Genomic DNA, 21,131 nt, shown 5'->3' on the forward strand with positions numbered 1-21,131 from the left:
TGGCGCATGCGCTTATGCCCCGGGGGCCGTGTCTCCAACAAGGTCGGCTTCCAAGAGGATGAGGGTGGGATCGCCGGCATAGGCTCGCGCGGTGAAGCCCAGATCGCGCTCGACCTCGATCGCGGCGTGATTGTCTCGGCTCTCGATCGACTGCAGGCGCAAGATGCCCCTGGCGCGCGCGCGCTGCGCCACGTGCCGCAGCAGGCTCCAGCCAATGCCTTGGGCCTTCCAGTCGCGGTGGACGGAGACGGCGACTTCGGCGGTCTCGCTTTGCGCATCGGCGGCAAGCATTGCAACGCCGACAAGCGCTCCACCCTCCTCGTAAGCGAGGAGCGTCACCGTCCGTTCCCGATCGGTCCGCAGCATCGCGGTGATCTGGTCGTGGCCAACATGCTGGACCGCCGAAAGGAAGCGGAAGCGCAAATCCTCGAGCGTCACATTCTCGAAGAAGGTTTCGAGCTCGGTTTCGTCGGCGGCATTAGCCGGGCGAACGTGCAGGCGCAGTCCGATGCCGGTCGTGATTTCTGCTTGCGGGCTCGATGGTTCAGAAAGAGGCGGTGACATTGAGGATGCTCCGGAAATCCTGGTGCGGGATTGACTGGTGAAAGGTGATCAATGTCCTAGAAGGACGGGGACAGGCGCGCCGTCGATCAGGTCGTGGGTGACGCCGCCCAGGAAGAGTTCGCGCAGCCGCGAATGGGCAGATGCGCCGATGGCCAGCAGATCCGCGCGGTGCTGCCGCGCAAAATCGACCAGAACCGCCGACTGGTTCTCGCCTTCCGAGAACAGGGCGTGAACCGTCACGTCGAACCCATGGCGGCTGAGATTGCGGGCGATATCGGCGCCCGGCTGGGATCCATGCCCCTTGGTACTGGACTTGGCATCGACAACGAGAATGTCGATCTTTGCCCCTGGCTGCGCGAGCTTCAGCGCATCGCCAAGCGCACGGGTCGCCTCGCGCGTCGCATTCCACCCGATCGCAAGGTGAGCGAAAGGACGGGGCTTCCATTTCGCGGGCAGGACGATCACCGGCCGCCCGGACGAAAGGGCAATGTTCTCGAAGAGCCGCCGCCGCAGATGCTTGTTGGCATAGGCATCCACCGGTCCGAAAACGACCAGGTCGGCGTAGCGAGCCTGCACGGGGGCTTTGTCGAGCAGGGCGCCGGGCTCGTCGCTCAGGATGCGGACCTCGAAGCCGTCACGCTCGCCGATCCTGGCGACCTTTGCCTGCTTTTCCTCGGCCGCTTCGACATAGTCCGAAAGCAGAAAATAGGGCTGCGTGTAGGCCAGGGCATAATCCGGCGTCGGGACCGCCGACAGGATTGCCACGCTCAAATGCGCCTCATGAAAGCGCGCGAAGTCTCGCACGTCTTTCAAGAACTGCTCGTCATCATCGCCTGTGTCGACGATCGCCAATATGTCTTTCACCGTCATGTCGCCCTCGCGCATAGAAGCTGCCGAGAAGGTCGATCATCTCACGGAGAAACGCATTCGTGGAATCTACTTAGATCGGGTAGGGCTCAGGCCGTAGAACGGCGACCGGATTGCTGGTTCCGGGCGTTCGCCAGTTTCCCGATCGATTAACGGTTCTTTGGCCAGAAGGCCGCGGCCAGTAATCTGGAAGGACCGTAGGGTTCGACCGATCGGCACCTTTGCTATCATGATCCGCGCCGACCGGACGGCGCAAGAAAATGCGGCCACCATGATCTCGTTGCTTTGCGTTGCGTCATGATAATCATGCGAGCCGTCCATCACCCTGATCATCGGTGCGATGTATGGATTGGGATGCGGGCTAAGCCCGACCCGTCGCGCGGTCGACGCATGCGCACAGGCGACGGTCAAGCAGGGGCTTTTCCAGTATCTCATCGAACAGTGCGCCCACGCTTTGGTCGATATAGTCGCTGCGGTGGGCGGTGATCAGGATGGCGGGACGTCGCCATCCCACGGCGCGAAGGCCGCGCAGCAGATCCAAGCCGCTCATCCCCGCCATGCGATAGTCGGTGACCAGGCAGGCAGCCTCGACCGCGGACGGATCGGCAAGCGCCTGGACGCCATTGGAAAAGGCGCGCACGTCATAACCGCGGGCCTGAAGGATCAGTTGGATCGACCGGCGAACCGCGCTGTCATCCTCCACAAGGAGGACACGCGGTCGTTCCGGTTCGGTCGAAGGAGCGAGGTGGGGCATCGTGCATCCCTCCCGGCAAAATGCGGTTCTGTTGCCACTATGTGTCGCGGCCCAGACCCTCGTCCCTACGTAAACATCCCAATCTGGGAGCGCGGCGCTCGCCATCCTCGCGTTGCATCACAAGGACACAGCCTTGCCAGCGTCAGGTCAAGCGGTTGCCCGGGCCTTCCCATCGGTCCCAGCTGTCATGCAGGAGATGACGATCCCTGTTCGCGGTCGGTGCCCAATCCTGCCGCGAAAGCGATCCGCAGGGCATCGGGGAACGAGTGAACCCCGAGCTTCGTCATCAGATTGGCGCGGTGAACCTCGACCGTTCGGGCCGAGATGTCGAGATCAAAGGCAATCGTCTTGTTGGGCAGACCTCGGGCGAGGCCTTCGAGCACATCGCGCTCGCGTGGGGTGAGGCTGGCTATCACAAGCGCTGCTTCCTGTGCGGAGGCCGCGTAACGCTCCTGATCGTCCAGACGTGCGAAGGCCCTCTCGATAGCACCGAGAAGGACCGCAATGTCGAAAGGCTTCTCCACGAAATCTACCGCGCCAGTCTTCATCGCGCGCACCGCGATGCCGACATCGGCATGCCCTGTGAGCAGCACGATCGGCATTGTCACGCCTTGATCGACGAGTGCTTGCTGGACTTCCAGGCCGTCGATGACCGGCATGCGGACGTCGAGGAGAATGCAGCCGTCGGTCGCGTGACGAACCCCCTTGAGAAAATCGACGCCAGAGGCCCAGGCTTCCACCCGGTATCCCGACTTCTTGAGAAGGAAGCCCGCCGAACGGCGGATCGCGGCCTCGTCATCGACAATATGCACGGTACGCCTATCCGACATCGCGGTCCTCCGGAACGATATGCATCAACGTGAAATGAAAGCGCGTTCCGCCTTCGGCGGGGGTCTCCACCCAGATCTTACCACCATGCGCTTCAACGATCGTCCGGCAGATCGACAGCCCAAGACCCATCCCCTCGGCCTTGGTGCTGAGGAATGCCTGGAACAACTGGGCGGCGACTTCCGCGTCAAGGCCGGGCCCGGTGTCGGCGATGGTTACGCGCACCATGGCCGGCCCTTCCAGCCCGGTCGCGATCGTCAATTCGCGCGTGGGGCTTTCCGCCATCGCTTCGGCTGCGTTGCGGATGAGATTGACGAGGACCTGCTCGATCTGGACACGGTCGGCCAGCACCGGCGTCGCATCCGAATCGAGCTGAAGCCGGGTCTCGATGCCATGTTCGCTGAGCCCCACCAGACCAAGCGAACAGGCTTCCTCGATAAGCTTCGGCAAATCCTCGACCTGCTTCTGCACCTCGCCCCGCGCCACGAAATCGCGCAACCGGCGAACGATCTGGCCAGCGCGCAGGGCTTCCGATGCGGCATCCGCTAGTGCTTCGCGAATCTCTGCAACCGTCTCCGGATCAGGATCTTCCAGAAGCACATGAGCGATTTGTACATAGTTGACGACCGCCGTGATCGGCTGGTTGAGTTCATGGGCGAGCGTCGATGCCATGGCGCCCATCGCGCTCACGCGCGAGACGTGTATCAATTCGGCCTGCAGATCCTTGAGACGCGCCGCCGTCGCCTCCTGGTCGGTCAGATCGCGCATGAAGCCGGTGAAAACCCTTTCCCCGCCGCCGGTCGCTTCGCCGATCGCCAGTTCGTGCGGGACGAGCGTCCCGTCCTTCCGGCAGCCCATCACCCGCCGTGTGCTGCCGATGATGTGCGCCACGCCGGTCTCAAGATATCGAGCGATATAGAAGTCATGCACCTCGCGGTCGGGAGATGGCATGAGCATAGAGACGTTCTTGCCCAGCACCTCGGCCTCCTCATAACCGAACATCCGCTGCGCCGCATGGCTGAACGAGAGCATTATGCCCTCGGCATCGATGACCACCATGGCGTCGGGAACGCTGGCCAGGATCGAGTTTAGTTGCGCCTCCCGTTTCTCGATCGCGCGTTCGGCCGCTTTCTCGTCTGTGATGTCGCGAACGACCTTTCCGAACCCGCGCAGGCGACCGTCTTCGTCATACAGTGGGGTGATGGTCACATCGGCGAGGAATTCCGACCCATCCTTGCGCAGGCGCCAGCTTGCCTCCTGAAATCGGCCCTCCGCGCGTGCGCGATCAAGATCGGCCTGGGGTTTGCCACGCGTGACATCGTCTTGAGGATAGAACACCGCCGCGCTACGTCCCAGGATGTCCTCCTCCTTCCAGCCCTTGATCCGCTCGGCGCCCTTGTTCCAGATGGTAACCCGGCCTCTTTCATCGAGCATGTAGATGGCGAGGCTCGTCGCGCCGTCGATCAGAAGCGCCAGTTCTTCCGCGGTTTCGTGTGCCTTGCGCGAGTTCTCACCGGCGTCGATTTCGTGAACATGCGCGGCCTTCCGCCAGTGCGAGAGACGGCTCGTGAGCAGAATGAGCCCGAGCGAAATGATCGCGAAGCCCGATGCGTGAACCAGATGATCCATGTCGCGGAACGGCGTATCGATCAGGAGAAAGCCGATAACAGCCGACGCCGCCGTCGCAAAACCTGCCGTCATCACGCCGCTTGTCCATGCCGATGCGAGAACCGCCACTGTCAGCAGGAGCCAGATCGGGCGATCGGCGAGCAACGGTTCGAGTGCAAGCGCGGCCACCGTGGCGATCGCGACGAAGACGATCGCCATCAGGAGTGATGCTATCGGACCCGCACGCGGTGTCAGGGTTGAATGACTCTTTGCCATCGATTTCGATCCGCGGGCTATGATGCAGCATGCCTCAGACTGCACTCACAGCAGCTTACTGCAACTCCTGCCCGGCATCGATGCGATTATTGGAGCGCGATGTGACCGTTCCGCGACGAAGTTAGGCTAAGTACATTCCACAATGGCTGCGAACAGCTGCCTCGACGAGGCTGCAATCGTTCCGTCTGAAAGGACGCGCCAGATCAGGAGAAAACCATGGCACAGCCTCTCGAAAATGTCGTCGCTCTCGCTCAGGCGAATATCCGGTTGGGTCTGAAGGTCGCTGAAACCTGGCGCGAAAGCGGCCAGAAGCTGATCGAGCTCGGCATGAAGGGTGCATCCGAGATCGGAGAGGAAGCCCGCCTCGCCCTCGCGAACGGCCTGGCGAGCGAGAAGAGCGTTTCGGTGAACAGCGTCAACGGGCACTGGCAGGACATGCTCGCCGAAATCGAGGCTGTCCGCACGGCGACCGCGCAGGAGATGGAAACCGCCGTCAGTGACTGGCGCAAGAGCTGGACCGATGCGTTGACTGTTGCGCCCGCGCTGCCCGTCGAGACGCTTTTCAAACCCTGGCTCGCCTTGGTGGCATCGGCCGCACCAACGCCGGGTCGAGAGAAGGACACGCCGGCCAAGAAGTCCTGAGTAACGTTTGCCCGCGCGGCGGCCTCACGCAAGCAGATGCTGGCCGCTGTCCACCGGGATGATGGTTCCCGTGATGCGACGGGCCGCGTCGCTGACGAGGAAGGCCGCCAGGGCGCCGACATCGGCAATGTCGACCAATTGCCTTGACGGGGCCGCGGCGGCTGCGCGCTCCAGAAGCTCATCGAACCGCTCGATGCCACTTGCAGCCCGCGTTGCGATCGGACCGGGCGAGATCGCGTGGGCGCGGATTCCCTTGGAACCGAGTTCGGCCGCGACGTAGCGCGTCGCGCTCTCGAGCGCGGCCTTGACCGGTCCCATGAGGTTGTAATTCTCGACCACGCGCTCGGACCCGTAAAAGGTAACGCAAAGGAGGCAACCGCCATCCGCCATCAGCGGCTCGGCCAGTTTCGCCATGCGCAGGAAGCTGTGGCACGAGACGTCCATCGCCAGCGCAAAGCCCTCTGCCGAGGAGTCGACGACCCGCCCGTGCAGATCGTCGCGCGGCGCGAAGGCGATCGAGTGCAGGACGAAATCAAGGCCGCCCCATTCGGTTCGGACACGTTCAAAAAGAGCTTCGAGTTCACCCGGTTGCCGGACATCGCAAGGGGCGATCCATTCAATGCCGAGCGCCTTTGCGACCGGTTCGACATAGGTCTTCGACTTGTCGTTCAAATAGGTGGCAGCCAACTGTGCGCCACAGCGCGAAAAAGCCTCGGCGCAACCGGCCGCGATACTGCTGTCATTGGCGATTCCGACGACCAGCCCGCGCTTTCCTGAAAGATCCACCAGCGGTTTCATTGAAAGTTGCTCCCTGTCGGCCTGATGAGTTGGACAACGTGATGGGCGATCACGGCTTCTTCATCGGTCGGAATGACGCGGACGAGAATCCTGCTTTGCTTTGCGCTAATGACGTTGGCGTTGCGCTGATTTGCTTCCGTGTCGAGGGAGAGACCCGTCCAGGATAGGCTCTCGCAAATGCGCGCGCGGATAACCGGATCATTCTCGCCAATTCCCGCCGTGAACACGAGGCCGTCAAGTCCGCCGAGCGCGGGGATCAGCGCCGCCGTCTGACGCGCGGCCTGCCGCACGAACAGATCGATCGCTTCGGCAGCCTCGGGCGCGTCGCTGGCGTGGAGCGTGCGCATATCGCTCGACAAGCCTGACACGCCGAGCAGTCCTGATTTCTTGTAGAGCAGCGTTTCCACCTCCTGCGCCGCCAAGCCCAATTGCATCTGCAAATGAAGGACGACGCCGGGATCCAGCGCGCCCGACCGCGTGCCCATCATCAGGCCATCGAGCGCTGTGAAGCCCATGGTCGTGTCGATGTTCCGGCCTTCGCGCATCGCGCACAGGCTGGCGCCGTTACCGAGATGCGCGGCGATCACCCGTCCGCCCAAACGTTCCGGATCGGCTGCCCGCAGTTGGCCAGCGATATGCTCGTAGGATAGCCCATGGAAACCATAGCGGCGCACGCCCTTGTCATGGAACGCGCGCGGAAGAGGGAGGCGGGTGGCGAGAGCGGAAAGCTCGTGGTGGAAGGCGGTGTCGAAGCAGGCGATCTGCGGAAGGTGCGGCGCGAGCGCACGCAGCGCGCGCACTGCGGCCAAATTGTGGGGCTGGTGAAGCGGCGCCAGCGGGATCAGAGCTTCCAGAACTTCGAGCAGGGCATCGTCTATCCGTCGTGGCGCGGCGAACTCGGCCCCGCCATGGACAACGCGGTGACCGATCGCGATAATCTCGCGGTCTCCGAGTTGCGTGGCGGCCCAAGCGAACAGGTCTTCGAGCAGATGCTCATGCGAAATCGCATTCCCTTGCGGCCAGTTCCGCTGAAGGATGACGTCGCCTTGGGCGTTGCGAGCGCGCAGGCGGGGTGCCGTGCCGATCTCCTCGATCTTGCCGCCCGCATCGAAGCGGAGACCATCTGCCGAAAGCTCGTACAGCGCAAACTTGATGCTGGAAGACCCGGCGTTGAGGGTGACGATTGCCTTCACGAGTTGCGCACCAGAGGACCCGGCGCCGCTTTCGGTGCGGCGCGCGCGAGAAGCACAGCGACCGCGCAGGACGCGAGGCTCGTACGCAGCGAGTCCGCCCGGCTGGCCAGGATGATGGGCACGCGCGCGCCGAGCACTACGCCGGCCGCATCTGCGCCGCCCAGGAAGGTGAGCTGCTTGGCGAGCATATTGCCGGCCTCGAGATTGGGAACGACGAGGATTTCAGCACGACCGGCGACGGGGGAGACGATGCCCTTTTCCCTGGCGGCCTTCTCGCTGATCGCATTGTCGAAGGCGAGCGGGCCATCGAGAATGCCGCCGCTGATCTGGCCGCGATCGGCCATCTTGCAGAGCGCGGCGGCCTCGAGGGTCGAACGGATTGCCGGATTGACTGTCTCGACCGCCGACAGGATTGCGACCTTCGGCTCTTCGATGCCGATCACATGTGCCAGATCGATCGCATTGCGGATGATGTCGGCCTTGTCTTCCAGGCTCGGCTCGATGTTGATCGCAGCATCAGTGATGATGAGCGGTGTGGGATGGCCTGGCACGTCCATCACATAGGCGTGGCTGATCCGGCGCTCCGTTCGAAGGCCGGTGGCCGAGGGGACGATCGCGCCCATCAACTCGTCGGTATGAAGCGAGCCCTTCATGAGGAGCCGTGCCTCGCCCGATCGGACAAGCTCCACGGCGCGGGCAGCCGCTGCATGGCTGTGCGGCGTGTCGATGACCTGGAAGCCGGAGATATCCTTGCCCGCTTCCTCTGCTGCCTTGCGGATACGCGCTTGCGGGCCGACCAGCACGGGCAGGATAAGACCAGCCTCAGCCGCGTCAACTGCTGCTACGATTGCCGATGAACTACATGGATGAACGATGACGGTCGGCACCGGCTCACCTCCGGCGGTCCGCTTGATGAGCCTGTGGTAGCCATCATGATCAGAAACCTGCACGTCGGGCAGCGCAATGCGCGGGCGCCGCACCTTCTCAGGCGGCGCACGAACCTCGGCCTCGCCGGTGATGACATCCTCGCCCTTCTGGTTGACGCAGCAGCAGTCGAACAGGATGACCTGATGCTCGGCACGCTTCTCCTTCACCGTTACCGATGCGGTGATGGTGTCGCCCAGACCGACCGGCCGGCGGAACCGCAGGCTCTGGCTGAGATAGATCGTTCCCGGACCAGGTAGCTCGGTGCCGAGCACCGCCGAGATCAGGCCACCGCCCCACAGGCCATGCGCGATCACCCGGCCGAACAGGTCGCTCGCGGCGAATTCCGCGTCGAGATGCGCCGGATTGACGTCCCCGGAGACCAACGCGAAGAGCTGGATGTCCCGCTCGCCAAGCACACGGGTGACCTTTGCGCTGTCGCCAACCGCGATCTCGCCATAGGTGCGGTTCTCGATCATCTCCGGGCTGCTCATCTCAGCGCTCCATCACATAATGACCGGGGGCATCGCAGAGCGGTCGATAGGCGCCCTCCGCTTGTCCCATAGCCGGCGGTGGGACGCGCTGGCTCGAATGCTCGCCGAGCCAGCGGCCCCATTCGATCCACCAGGAGCCGTCCCGGGCTTCCGCCTGTTCGAGCCAATCGTCCGGATCGAGTGCGGGGTCATCGAGCGGCCGGGTTGAGACCTGAAAATGGCGATGCGCATGGCCGGGCTCAGACACTATCCCGGCATTGTGACCGCCGCTGGTCAGGACGAAGCGGATTTCCGCGCTGGTCAGCCAATGGATCTTGTGGACCGAGCGCCAGGGCGCGACATGGTCACGCTCGGTCCCCACCACGAACAAAGGCTGGCGTAGGGCCGACAGGGTGATCGTGCGGCTGCCGACTTTGAAATGGCCCTCGGCGAGATCATCGTCGAGGAAGAGCTGGCGCAGATACTGGCTGTGCATGGCGAAAGGCATGCGGGTCCCGTCGGCGTTCCAGGCCATGAGATCCGACATAGGCTCGCGTTCGCCCATGAGGTAAGTGCTAAGAATCCGCGACCAGATGAGATCGTTGGATCGCAGGATCTGGAACGCGCCGCCCATCTGTCCGCTGTCGAGATAGCCCCGGCTCCACATCATGTTCTCAAGGAGGTTGAGTTGGGCCTCGTCGATGAAGAGGCCGAGTTCGCCCGGCTCGCTGAACTCGGTCTGCGCGGCCAGCAGGGTGAGTGTGGCCAGGCGGTCGTCCTCGTCGCGCGCCATCGCCGCTGCCGTGATAGCGAGCAGGGTGCCGCCCAGGCAGTAGCCCAGACCATGAACCTTGTCCGATCCGGTGATCGCCTGGACAGCGTCGAGTGCGGCCACAGGCCCCAGGCGGCGATAATCGTCCATGTCGAGATCGCGATCCTCGCTGCCAGGATTGTGCCAGGAGATCATGAACACCGTATGGCCCTGGCCCACGAGCCAGCGGACCAGCGAGTTCTCGGGCGAAAGGTCGAGGATGTAAAATTTCATGATCCAAGCCGGCACGATCAGGATCGGCTCGGGATGGACAGTATCCGTGGTCGGCGCGTACTGGATCAGTTCGATCAATTCATTGCGATAGACCACCTTGCCTGGTGTTACGGCTACCGTTTCGCCTACAGCGAATTGTTCGGAACCGAGAGGTGGTTCGCCCCGGGTCAGGCGCTGGGCATCCTCCCACCAATGACTTGCTCCATCGAGGAGGCATTGCCCGCCTGTCTCGACGATCCTGCGCTGGAGCACGGGATTGGTTACGAGGAAATTGGTGGGGGCAAAGACGTCAAGGAGCTGGCGCGCGGTAAAATTGACCATGTCCTCATGATGCCGCGAGACGCCGCCGATCCCGGTGGTTGCGGCATGCCACCATTGCTGGTTGAGCAGGAAGGCTTGCGAGATCAGGTCAAACGGCTGCTTGGTCCAGGCAGGATCGGCGAAGCGCCGATCCTGCGGCAACGGCGTGATCGCAGGTGCTGCCTCATCGTCTCCAGCCTTGCGGTTCACATAGTCGGCGATTCGTCCGACCTTGCGACCCGCCTTGAGCGCGAGTTGCAATTGCTTGCCCGGCGAGATCGCAAGATGCGCGCTCCAGTCCAGGAATGCCTGGGTCATCGTGACGGGCGAAAGCCCGGATGTCGCCTGCGCCATTAGGGCTGCGGCCGCGCGATCGAGCATCTGGGCGATCCCGTCCATCGGGTCCGGATCGACATGGGATAGGCTAGAGGTCATCATATCTGCTCCGTTGGCTTGGCATGGGCAATGCCTTCCGGGATCGAGCCTCGCACTACGTAATGTCCGTTGGATCGTGACCACGAGGATTTCCAGAACGCCCCCTACCGATCGGGCAGCATCGAACCCGTCTCGATGAAGCGCTGGTGCCACGACAAAGCCTCGCCCGGCAGGGACGGGGATTGCTGGCCGTAGGAGCGTTGGCGCGCGCGGCGATAATAGTCGGTGAGCGCGGGCCGATAATCGGGATGCGCGCAATTCTCGATGATGACCGCCGCGCGCTGCTTGGGGCTGAGGCCACGCAAGTCGGCAAGCCCCTGCTCGGTAACCAGCACCTGCACGTCCTGGCTGATATGATCGACATGGCTCGCCTGCGGCACGATCGCAGAAATCTTGCCGCCCTTTGCCGTGGAAGGCGTCACGAAGATCGAGACATAGGCGTTGCGCGCGAAATCACCGGAGCCACCGATGCCGTTCTGGATGCGCGATCCCATGACGTGGGTCGAGTTTACGTTGCCATAGATGTCCGCCTCGATCAGCCCGTTCATGGCGAGGCAGCCAAGCCGACGGATCAGTTCGGGATGATTGCTGATTTCCTGCGGCCGCAGGATCATCTTGTCGCGATACCGCCCCATGTCCGCGTTCAGGCGTGCCGCCGCCTCCGGGCTCAGCGAAAAGGCCGTTGCCGAGGCCATGCGCAGTTTTCCGGAATCCAGCAGGTCGAGCATCCCGTCCTGAATGACCTCGGTGTAAGATGTCATATTCTCGAAGGGGCCGGTAACCAGACCGGAGAGCACGGCATTGGCGATATTGCCCACGCCCGATTGCAGCGGCAGCAGCGAGGCGGGCAGCCGGCCCCTGTCGACCTCATGCCGGAAGAACTCGATCAAATGACCGGCGATGGCGCGCGCGGACGCATCGGGTGCCGCAAAGGGAAGATTGCGGTCGGGCGCGTCGGTCTCGACGATTGCGATGATCTTGTCCGGGTCGCACCGGAAATGAGGCTCGCCGATACGGTGGTCGGGACGCACCAGCGGTATGGGCACGCGATGCGGCGGCAGGGCCGTACCGTAATAGATGTCGTGCATTCCCTCCAGCGCCGAATTCTGCCAGCGATTGACTTCCAGGATCACGCCATGGGCGCGGTCAAGCCAGGTCTTGTTGTTGCCGACCGAGGAGGATGGGATCAGCGATCCATCGGCGCGGATGCCGGCCACTTCGATCACCGCCACGTCGAGCGGCCCGAGAAAACCCTGCCACGCCATCGGCGCGACCTGGCTCAGATGCATGTCAAAATATTCCATCTCGCCGCGATTGATCTTCTCGCGCGCGATCGGGTCGGAATTATAGGGCAGGCGGAATTCGATGCCATCGGCCTTGGCCAGCGCACCGTCCAGTTCGGGGCCGGTAGATGCGCCTGTCCAGACGCGGCAACGGAAACGCTCCCCGGCTGCATGCGCCGCCTCGACCCGCTTGGCGAGCGCCACCGGTACCGCCTTGGGATAGCCCGAACCGGTGAAGCCGCTCATGCCGATCGTCATGCCGTCGCTGATCAGGGCCGCGGCCGCATCCGCGTCCATGATTCTGCTTTCTAGACCGACATTGGCGATGCGATATCCAGGCACGTTAACTCTCCCCTTGGTGGACACCTTAGATTTCGGTGTCCATGGTTTCTGGACGTTTTGCGTTTCAGCCTTCCGGCTGGTCGATATCGGACGGATCGCCCATCCTGATCTCGAGAATGTGGAAAATGCGCAGGGCTGCCGCGATGTCTTCGTTGGAGACGCCTGCCAGCAACCTTCGGCGCAGCCGGGTGAACTGAGCTTCGACAATCGATGCGACCCGCCGTCCCTCGATGGTTAGATGAAGTTTTTTGGCGCGGCGGTCTACGGCGTCCTCCACCCTTTCCACCAGGCCCAGCGCACAGAGCCGGTCCAGTTGCCGGACGAGAGCCGGACCTTCCACGCCCAGAGCACGTGCCAGATCTCCCTGCCGAGTCCCGTCCTCCATGCGGCCCAGCATCGCCAGCGGGAAGGCGCTCGCACCCGACAGACCAAATTCCTCGACGACCGTGTCGAATTGCCTGGGATAGTGCCGGCCCAGCAATATCACTCCGGTCGTCAACTGCTGCTCGGCCAAGGTGCGCTCGTCGGTCATATTAAATTGATAACGCGTTAATAATTAAACAGCAATCTAATGTGTCTGAAATGATCGTCGTCAAGCCGTTTTCCGCGGGCCAACGCTCGCTGAAGCGCTGCCTTCGCCCCGTCATGAGGCGGAATAGGATCTGGAGCGCGTGACAGTGTCGGCCAGAGCCGACGCGGCGCGTGATGGTACGCCGAAGTTGGTTGAGGTGGTCTTGTTCCGGGTTTTTGTACGGACCCGGCCGGTCGCGGGGCCGTGTCTTTGTATCGACATCGGCGAGACTTTTTCCGGGACGGTCAGCATGATCGACGCGAACCAAATCGAGGGCAAGGGATGCCCCCTCGGCCGCGTGGGAGGCCGCTCGCAGATATGGTCCCGGATCAGCGATTGAGCGTGGTGATCCGAGGCATAGACCAGGTGGTCGGGATTGGCTTGCCAGAAGATTCTGAACTTCAGGATCGACCGGGTTTCCAACTGGCATCCCGAAATGAAATTGCTGCCGAGCGAGAATGGGCTGTCGCGCAGTACGTCGGTCTCGCACTTGTTCGGCGATACGCGAACGCCGGCGGTGATCTTGAACCGGTCGAACAGTTCGTAGTCGGCCTAGACTACGCCGGCGAACTGCTCATCGACCCAGCTGAGTTGCGTATAGAAGAACCGGTCGGCTGGCAGGGCATTGTGTGTCCGCCTCCCTTTCGACGAGGTGGCGTTCCGAACTGAGGCAATGGCCAACGAAGAACAGTTTCTCCCATCCAATTCTGTCGGTCGGGTCCGCTGCCGGCCAATCGCGCCGATCACTCATCCGCCTCGCTGTCGATAACGACCAGCTTTTGCCCGGATGAAGCACTGACGAGGCTTTGCGGGGTTACGATTGCAGTCGCCCCCGGTTGCAGGATCGTGCGCAATGCGTCCTGAAAGGCCGAGGGTATCTGGAGGCGCCCGCGCTCGTCGGCGGTGACTGCGTGCCCGGCCACACCAACCTGTCCCGGCAATTCAAGCTGCAGCCAATGAAACCCTTCGGTATCGACGCGCGAAAGCGTGAACACGCCCATATCGGTGAGATCGCCAACGATCCGGACCGGGGCCGTCCCGATCCGGACTCCATCGCGCAGGACGACAATGCGCGCATCCGCGCCGCTGACGACGATCGACACCGGTCCCGATGGCGCGGCGTCGGGATTCCACGTTGTGGCGTCCAGCGCTTCGGCGTCACCATCTGGACCGCTATCGAGGAACTTCGGGCTCGGCGCGATACGCGGGACGCTCTGGTCTCCCGCGATAACGACCGTCATGCCGAGACTGGTCACACCATAGAGCGCGCGAGCGAACTCCATCGGCAGGCGGATGCAGCCATGCGAAGCCGGGTAGCCAGGCAGGTTACCGGCATGCAGCGCGATGCCGTCCCAGGTCAGCCGCTGCATGAAGGGCATGGGCGCATCATTATAGAGGCTCGACTTGTGATCGACCTTCTTCTGAAGAATGGTGAACACGCCGGTCGGCGTTTCATGACCTTCCTTGCCGGTGGAAACGGTGGATATACCGATGGGTACGCCGTTGCGGTAGACGATTGCGCGCTGGGCGCGAATGCTGACCACCAGCAGGATCGGGCCTTCGGGCGACAGTTCCGGCAGCCAGAGGAATTCCCCGGCCCGCAGTGCGCGCCGTCCAGCAGGCCCGGGTGGCGCCGGAGTCTCGGGCTGCGCCGCACGCGCGCGGCCGATAAAGGGCAGCAGACCGGCCATCACCAGTCCTCCCGCCAGCCATTCGCGCCTTGTTGTCGTCATCTCGTTTGCTCTCTGTCTCTGCCGGCGCTGTCTCACGCCATCGACGCTAACGTTTTCCTGAACCGGCCAAGCGCGATCGCGAAGAACACCGCCCCGATCACGAGGATCGCCAGGAACCGCGGCCAGACCACATCGAGGCCGGCCCCCCGGAACAGGATCGCCTGCCCCAGTTCGATAAAATGAGTTGTCGGAGCGGCCAGCATGATGTTCTGGACCAGTTCGGGCATACTCTCGCGCGGAGTATTCCCCCCCGAGAGCATTTGAAGCGGCAGCAGGATCAGCACTGTCAACATGCCGAACTGCGGCATGTTGCGGGCCATGGTCGCCATGAAAATCCCCATCGATGTCGTCGCGAACAGCACCAGCGCCGCGCCGGTGAAGAACAGTATCAGCGAACCGGCAATGGGCACACCCAGCACCGCGCGCACGACGAGCGCCATCGACAGCGCGGAGGCCAGCAGCACGACCAGACCCATCGACCAGACCTTCGACAGCATGATCTCGGCCGGCGTGACCGGCATGACCAGCAGATGCTCGATCGTCCCGTGCTCGCGCTCGCGGATCAGGGCGGCGCCGGTCAGGATGATGGACAGCATCGCGATCATGTTGATGATCTGCGACAGGCTGCCGAACCAGCTCTTGTCCAGCGTCGGATTGAACCGCGCGCGCATCTCTAGGGCGACGGGCAGGTCCGCCCGTCCGCGATTGCGGTTCACGAACGCGCTCACCTCGCCGATCACGATCTGCTGAACATAGCCGCTGCCTGTGAAGGCCTGGGTCATCCGCGTCGCGTCGGTGTTGAGCTGGATCTGGGCCGGACGACCGGCCAGCACGTCGCGCTGGAAACCGGATGGGATGTGGAGGACGAACGTATAGGTGCCCGCGTCCATGCCGGGATCGATCTCATGGCGCTGGATCATCGCGGGACGAGCGAACTGCGGCGGATAGAAAGCCGAGACGATCCGCTGCGACAGGGGAGACTGGTCTTCGTCCACGATCGCGATCGGCGCATTGTTGAGCGTATCGGGCATCGAGGTCGCAGAACTGTAGACCGCGAAGGTGAAGACGAAGAGAATCAACAGCAGCATCACCGGATCGCGCCACAGACTCCACAGTTCCTTGACGCCGAGGCGATAGATGTTCGAGAGCGACTGACGCATGTCAGCGCTCCTGCTTCTTGAGGAGCAGGATGGCCGCGCCGAGGATCACCGGCACCGCCGCCAACAGGGGCCAGAACGATCCCGCAAGGTCGCCGAAGCCCAGTGCCTTGTTGAACACGCCGCGGCTGATGGTGAACATATGGCTCGCGGGGTAGGTCTCGCCGATCAGGCGCGCAGCGCCTTCGAGTGAGGAAACAGGATCGGTCATACCACCAAAGGTCACCGCCGGAATCAGGGTGCCGACCATCGCGAGGAACAGGGCGGCGATCTGGCTCTTCGTCAGCGCGGAGGCGAGCAGCCCCATGCCGGTGGCGATGAAGCAGAACAATAGCGACGCCAGGGTCAGGGCAAGGATGCTTCCCGTGAGCGGGACATCGAACAGGAACACGGCCATCAGCACCATGATGACGAAGTTCAGCATCGCGAGGGCGACATAGGGCAGTTGCTTGCCGATCATGAATTCCGCGCGCGTGACCGGCGTGACATAGAGGTTGATGATCGACCCCATCTCCTTTTCGCGCACGACGGAAAGCGCCGTCAACATGGCGGGCAGCATCAGCAGCAGCAGCGGGATGACGCTCGGCACCATCGAGGGCAGGCTCGTCACGTCGGGATTGTAGCGGAAGCGGTTCTCGACCGAGACTGCGCTTGTCGCCGCAGCGCCGAGCCGCCTGCGCATTTGTTCGGTCAGCCAGTGCTGGTGCAGGCCCTGGATATAGCCCTGCACCGTCTCGGCCCGCTGCGGCATCGCGCCATCGAACCAGGCGGCGATCGCCACGCCTTCGCCGCGTGACAGGTCGCGCGCGAAGCCCGGCGGTATTTCGATCGCCAGCGCGAGTTCGCCGCTGCGCATGCGGCGATCGAGGTCGTCATAGTCGGTGATCGGCGGCTGCTCGGCGAAATACCGGGAACCGGCGATGCCCAGTTGATAATTCTGGCTGATGGTCGTCTGGTCGCGATCGAGCACGGCATAGCGCAGGTTATCGACGTCCATGCTGATGCCGAAGCCCATCACCAGCAGCAGGATGACCGAGCCGAGAATGGCCAGGGTCGCCCGCACGGGATCACGCTGCAGTTCCAGCGCCTCGCGCCACATGTAGCTGATCATGCGCTGGATGCTGAACAGGCGACGACCCTGTGGGCCATGCACGTGGGAATCGACCGCTGCGGTCGCGGATGGGACGATGTCGTCCTCGACCTCGGCGCCATCGTCCGCGGCCTCGATCAGATAGCCAATGAACGCCTCTTCCAACGTCGCCGCGCCGCGCTTCTCCACCAGCCTTGCCGGGGCATCGCTGTCGAGCACCTTACCGGCGTGCATCATCGACATGCGGTCGCAACGCTCGGCCTCGTTCATGAAATGGGTGGAAATGAAGATCGTCACATGATCGCGCCGTGCCAGTTCGATCAGCAGCCGCCAGAAGGCGTCGCGCGCGACCGGATCGACGCCGGAGGTCGGTTCGTCGAGGATCAGCAGGTCGGGCTTGTGAACCATGGCGACGGCCAGCGACAGGCGCTGACGAATGCCGAGCGGCAGACTGTCGGGCAGGGCATCGAGAGCGCGGTCGAGACCGAAGCGCTCGACCATTTCCGCGACCCGTTCCGGTATCCGATCCGCTGGTACATCGAAAAGCCGGGCATGAAGCTCCAGGTTCTGGCGCACCGTCAGCTCGTTGTAGAGCGAGAAGGCTTGGCTCATATAGCCCACACGGCGGCGCGTCGCGATGTCGCGCGGGTTCACCTCGCGTCCAAACAGCCACGCCTGCCCCTCGCTAGCCGGCAGCAGACCGGTCAGCATCTTCATCGTCGTGGACTTGCCGCAGCCGTTGGAGCCGAGGAAGCCGAAGATCTCCCCGCGCCGGATGCGGAAGCTCACCCCGTCGACCGCGACGAAATCGTCGAACCGCATGGTCAGGCCCCGTGCCTCAATGGCGATGTCGCTATCATCCGTCTCCAGCGGCGGGATGATTACGGGTTCATGCCCGCGCTTTCGCTCCTCGGGGAGCAACGCGACGAATGCCTCCTCCAGCGAGGCGCTGCCGGTCCGCTCCAGCAGTGCGGCGGGCGATCCGGTCGCCAGCACCGCGCCGTCATCCATCGCGACCAGCCAGTCGAAGCGCTCCGCCTCGTCCATGTAGGCGGTGGCGACGATCACGCTCATGCCAGGCCGTTGCTCGCGGATGCGCGCGATCAGATCCCAGAACTGCGCGCGCGCCAGCGGATCGACGCCGGTGGTCGGCTCATCGAGGATCAGCAGGTCGGGGTCGTGAATGAGCGCGCAGCAAAGACCCAGCTTCTGCTTCATGCCACCCGACAGCTTACCCGCTGGCCGCGCAAGAAAGGGATGAAGCCCCGTGCTGCGCGTCAGGTCGTCGATGCGGCGGCGGCGCTCGGCCGCATCATGGCCGAAGAGGCGCGCGAAGAACTGCAGATTCTCCTCGACCGACAGCGTGGCATAGAGGTTCTTGCCGAGCCCTTGGGGCATATAGGCGATCCTCGGGCACACCGCCTCGCGGTGGCGCTTCGACGCCATGTCGCCGCCCAGCACTTCGATGCGCCCATCCTGTAAGGCGCGTGCGCCCGACAGGAGCGAGAGCAGGCTCGACTTGCCGACGCCGTCGGGGCCGATCAGTCCGACCATGCGGCCAGACGGCAGATCGAGGTCGAGGCCCTGCAGGGCTTGCGTCCTGCCATAGTGCAGCCGCACTCCGGCAAGACGGACGACCGGCCCGCTGGCGGCAACGGGCTGTGCCGGGCGCACCGGTCTATTCCTTCACGGCGTCGCGAAGGCTGCTCGGCCAAGGCGCTCCGGGATCGATTTTCACATAGGCCACGCCCGGCAGGCCGGTCTTGACGCGGGCGATGTGCTTGCGCAGCAGCGCCGGATCGATCCGGGCGCGCACGCGGAACATCAGCTTCTCGCGTTCGCTCTGCGTCTCGACCGTCTTGGGCGTGAACTGGGCGACATCGGCGACGAAGCTGATCTTCGCCGGGATCGCCGCATCGGGCATGGCATCGAGAACGATGCGCACCTCGCTGCCGAGCGCAACCTGCCCGGCCACTGTCTCGGGCAGGAAGAAAGTCATGTAGACGTCGGTCAGATCGACGAGGTTCAGCACGCGCCCGCCGCCCGCCACCACTTCTCCGGGTTGGGCGACGCGATATTGCACACGGCCGCCGCGCGGCGCCCGCAGGTCGCTGTCTGCGATATCGGCCTCGATCCGCTGGATCGTCGCGCGCGCGGCATCGACGTTGGACCTCGCGCCGATCACCTGGCTGCGCGCGGTGGTGATCGCGGCATCGACCGAGGCGAGTTGGGCGCGCGCGGCTTCCACGCCCGCGCTGGCACCTTCCACCTGCGCCCGGTCGTCGTCGCGCTCCTGCACCGCCGTCGCTCCTTCGCGCGACAGCGTCTCGGAGCGGCTGAGGCGCCGCCGCGCCGCATTCAGTTCCGCTTCGCGCTGGCGCACGACGGCGAAGGCCGAGGCGCGCTCGCTCTGGCGCTGTACGACCTGGCTTTGCGCGACCTGCACGGAATTGAGTGCCTGGGCGAGCTGCGCTTCGGCTTCGGAATGTTGGGCGCGGAGCACATCGACATCCATATGCGCGACGACCTGCCCGGCCTCGACCATCTCGCCTTCATCGGCGACGATATCGCGGATACGCCCCGGGGCCTTGGCCGATACATCGATCTCGACCGCCTCGATCCGTCCGTTACCGCTGACGATGCCCTCGGGAAGGGCTGCGGGTTTGAGGAGTGTCCAGGCGATCAGCACGGCAGCAAGCGCCGCCGTGGCGATGCCGCCCCGGATAAGCCAGGTCCTGCCTGTGGTGTTCGTCATGGTCTGGGGCTCCCGGCGCCATTCTGCGATGTATCGGTGTCGAAGGCCTGATCGGCGGGGAACCCGCCGCCCAGAGCCGCATAAAGCGCGACGAGGCTGGCCAGTTCGGCGCGGCGGAGCTGGACCAGCGCCTGCTCCGCGTCGAACAGGTCGCGCTGGGCGTCGAGCACTTCGAGGTAGGCGGATCGTCCGTTGTCGAAGCGAAGCTGCGCAAGGCGTGCCCGCTCGCGCTGCGCTTCCAGAAGGCCGCGCGTTGTCGCGATCTGAAGCTGCAATTGCTGCCGCCGGACCAGCGCGTCGGCCACATCGCGGAAGGCAGACTGGATCGTCCGCTCATATTCGGCGACCGCACGATCCCGTCGGGCCTTCGCCACGTCGAGATTGCCCTTCAAGCGTCCGGCGTTGAACAGCGGCAGGGTGATGGTCGGTGAAAAGCTCCAGGCCTTGCTGCCGCCGGAGAACAGGCCGCCCATCTCGTCGCTCATCGTGCCATAGGCGCCTGTCAGGGTGATATTGGGAAGGAACGCCGCTCGCGCCGCGCCGATATTGGCATCGGCGGCGCGAAGCTGATGTTCAGCGCCGACGATATCGGGCCGGTTCACCAGCAGTTGGGATGGGAGGCCGGCGGGCGGCGCCAGATTATCCGGCACATCGGAGAACGACAGGGACCCGGGGCCGATCTCCACCGGCCGACCGACCAGTAGCGCCAACGCGTTGCGGTTGACGGCACGATCCTGGTCGAGACTTTGCAGCGTCATCTTTGCCTGGGCCAACAGCGTCTGCGCCTGCGTCATGTCGAGCTTCGACCCCGAACCCACTTCATAGCGCCGCCGCATGATTCGCAGCGCCTCCTCGCGGGTCTCGATCGAGGACCGGGCAAGCGCCACGCGCTCTTCATATTCCCGTTCGAGCAGATAGCCGCCCGCCACCTGTGCCACGAGATCGGTGGCGACCGCGCGGCGGGCTTCCTCGCTTGCCAGATATTGCCAGCGTGCCGCATCGCGCAGATTGCGCAGCCGCCCCCAGAAGTCGAGTTCCCAACTCGCGCTCAGTTGCGCGCTGACCTGCTGCACATCCACCGGCGCCGCGCCCGTACCAGGCAGGTTGAACAGAGAACGTCCGCGCGACCCTGTGCCGACCGCGTCGAATTGCGGGTAAAGCGAGGCGCCTTCGATCCGCCAGGCGCCGCGCGCTTCGGCGAGACGCGCGGCGGCAATGCGAATGCCTCTATTGTTCGCCAGCGCCTCGTCAATCAGGCGCTGCAATTCCGGATCGGGAAAGAAATCGCGCCACCCGATCCGGGCAATCGTGTCCTGCGATGTGTCCGCCACCGGAAAACGCTCGGGAACCGGCAAAGGTGGCCGCACATGCCCAGGCGCAAAGGAGCAGGCCGAGACGCTCAGCAGGACCAGCCCGGCGCACGAACCTCGCCATGCCCACCGAACATGACTACGAGCGAGTGCGCGCCACCCATGGTTCGTGATCCAATCAGC

Annotated in this window: 18 protein-coding genes; 2 read left to right on the forward strand and 16 right to left on the reverse strand. The window is 63.8% G+C overall.

Translation table 11 applies throughout. The features are described 5' to 3' along the window. Positions 1-12: 12 nt before the first annotated feature. The 5 genes from C100_RS31690 to C100_RS31710 form a co-directional block, all read right to left on the reverse strand. A complete protein-coding gene (locus C100_RS31690) occupies positions 13-564 on the reverse strand; it encodes a GNAT family N-acetyltransferase (protein WP_024019031.1) in 552 nt (183 codons plus the stop codon). 48 nt (positions 565-612) lie between these two features. After that, positions 613-1,449, reverse strand: a complete 837-nt coding sequence (locus C100_RS31695; protein ID WP_024019032.1) for a universal stress protein — start codon at positions 1,447-1,449, stop codon at positions 613-615. Positions 1,450-1,792: 343 nt separating this feature from the next. Further along, positions 1,793-2,185 (reverse strand): response regulator transcription factor, encoded by a 393-nt coding sequence (locus tag C100_RS31700; protein ID WP_024019034.1) that lies wholly within the window; start codon positions 2,183-2,185, stop codon positions 1,793-1,795. 185 nt (positions 2,186-2,370) lie between these two features. Next, complete coding sequence (locus tag C100_RS31705) at positions 2,371-3,015, reverse strand: response regulator transcription factor (protein WP_024019035.1); 645 nt, start codon at positions 3,013-3,015, stop codon at positions 2,371-2,373. Further along, the gene (locus C100_RS31710) at positions 3,005-4,840 is read right to left on the reverse strand and encodes a PAS domain S-box protein (protein WP_024019036.1); all 1,836 of its coding nucleotides are present in this window, start codon (positions 4,838-4,840) and stop codon (positions 3,005-3,007) included. The genes C100_RS31705 and C100_RS31710 overlap by 11 nt, the downstream gene beginning before the upstream one ends. Before the next feature lie 273 nt (positions 4,841-5,113). Here C100_RS31710 and C100_RS31715 point away from each other — a divergent pair, with 273 nt between their 5' ends. Next, entirely contained in the window at positions 5,114-5,539 is a 426-nt protein-coding gene (locus tag C100_RS31715; RefSeq protein WP_024019037.1) for a hypothetical protein, read from the forward strand. A gap of 24 nt (positions 5,540-5,563) precedes the next feature. On the opposite strand, the gene fabI is transcribed toward C100_RS31715, so the two are convergent. The 6 genes from fabI to C100_RS31745 all read right to left on the reverse strand — a co-directional run bounded on the left by fabI (position 5,564) and on the right by C100_RS31745 (position 12,864). Further along, positions 5,564-6,337, reverse strand: a complete 774-nt coding sequence (gene fabI / locus C100_RS31720) for an enoyl-ACP reductase FabI (protein ID WP_024019038.1) — start codon at positions 6,335-6,337, stop codon at positions 5,564-5,566. After that, positions 6,334-7,530 carry an acetate/propionate family kinase gene (locus C100_RS31725; RefSeq protein WP_024019039.1) on the reverse strand — a complete coding sequence of 399 codons (1,197 nt, stop codon included), beginning with the start codon at positions 7,528-7,530 and terminating at the stop codon, positions 6,334-6,336. The genes fabI and C100_RS31725 overlap by 4 nt, the downstream gene beginning before the upstream one ends. Further along, positions 7,527-8,948, reverse strand: coding sequence for a bifunctional enoyl-CoA hydratase/phosphate acetyltransferase (locus C100_RS31730; protein WP_024019040.1), 1,422 nt, complete (start codon positions 8,946-8,948; stop codon positions 7,527-7,529). The genes C100_RS31725 and C100_RS31730 overlap by 4 nt, the downstream gene beginning before the upstream one ends. Position 8,949: 1 nt before the next feature. Continuing rightward, complete coding sequence (locus tag C100_RS31735) at positions 8,950-10,707, reverse strand: PHA/PHB synthase family protein (RefSeq protein WP_031308948.1); 1,758 nt, start codon at positions 10,705-10,707, stop codon at positions 8,950-8,952. Positions 10,708-10,811: 104 nt separating this feature from the next. Then, complete coding sequence (locus C100_RS31740; protein ID WP_052028244.1) at positions 10,812-12,287, reverse strand: acetyl-CoA hydrolase/transferase family protein; 1,476 nt, start codon at positions 12,285-12,287, stop codon at positions 10,812-10,814. Between the two features lie 109 nt (positions 12,288-12,396). After that, positions 12,397-12,864, reverse strand: a complete 468-nt coding sequence (locus C100_RS31745) for a MarR family winged helix-turn-helix transcriptional regulator (RefSeq protein ID WP_024019043.1) — start codon at positions 12,862-12,864, stop codon at positions 12,397-12,399. Between the two features lie 375 nt (positions 12,865-13,239). On the opposite strand from C100_RS31745, the gene C100_RS48225 reads away from it, so the two are divergent. Further along, entirely contained in the window at positions 13,240-13,572 is a 333-nt protein-coding gene (locus C100_RS48225; RefSeq protein ID WP_152536423.1) for a hypothetical protein, read from the forward strand. Positions 13,573-13,646: 74 nt separating this feature from the next. Here C100_RS48225 and C100_RS31755 read toward each other — a convergent pair whose 3' ends face one another. From C100_RS31755 to C100_RS31775, 5 genes are read right to left on the reverse strand one after another with little or no spacing between them, the layout of a single operon-like run. After that, positions 13,647-14,636, reverse strand: a complete 990-nt coding sequence (locus C100_RS31755) for a L,D-transpeptidase (protein WP_235219035.1) — start codon at positions 14,634-14,636, stop codon at positions 13,647-13,649. 32 nt (positions 14,637-14,668) lie between these two features. Beyond that, positions 14,669-15,796, reverse strand: coding sequence for an ABC transporter permease (locus tag C100_RS31760; protein WP_024019047.1), 1,128 nt, complete (start codon positions 15,794-15,796; stop codon positions 14,669-14,671). Position 15,797: 1 nt separating this feature from the next. After that, positions 15,798-18,557, reverse strand: coding sequence for a ribosome-associated ATPase/putative transporter RbbA (gene rbbA, locus C100_RS31765; RefSeq protein ID WP_024019048.1), 2,760 nt, complete (start codon positions 18,555-18,557; stop codon positions 15,798-15,800). Between the two features lie 4 nt (positions 18,558-18,561). After that, positions 18,562-19,638, reverse strand: a complete 1,077-nt coding sequence (locus C100_RS31770) for an HlyD family secretion protein (protein ID WP_024019049.1) — start codon at positions 19,636-19,638, stop codon at positions 18,562-18,564. Beyond that, positions 19,635-21,122: an efflux transporter outer membrane subunit gene (locus C100_RS31775; RefSeq protein ID WP_152536426.1), complete on the reverse strand. Its 1,488-nt coding sequence runs from the start codon at positions 21,120-21,122 to the stop codon at positions 19,635-19,637. The genes C100_RS31770 and C100_RS31775 overlap by 4 nt, the downstream gene beginning before the upstream one ends. Positions 21,123-21,131: the final 9 nt, after the last annotated feature.

Origin of the sequence: Sphingobium sp. C100 (assembly GCF_000508185.1) — a bacterium.
GTDB lineage: Bacteria > Pseudomonadota > Alphaproteobacteria > Sphingomonadales > Sphingomonadaceae > Sphingobium.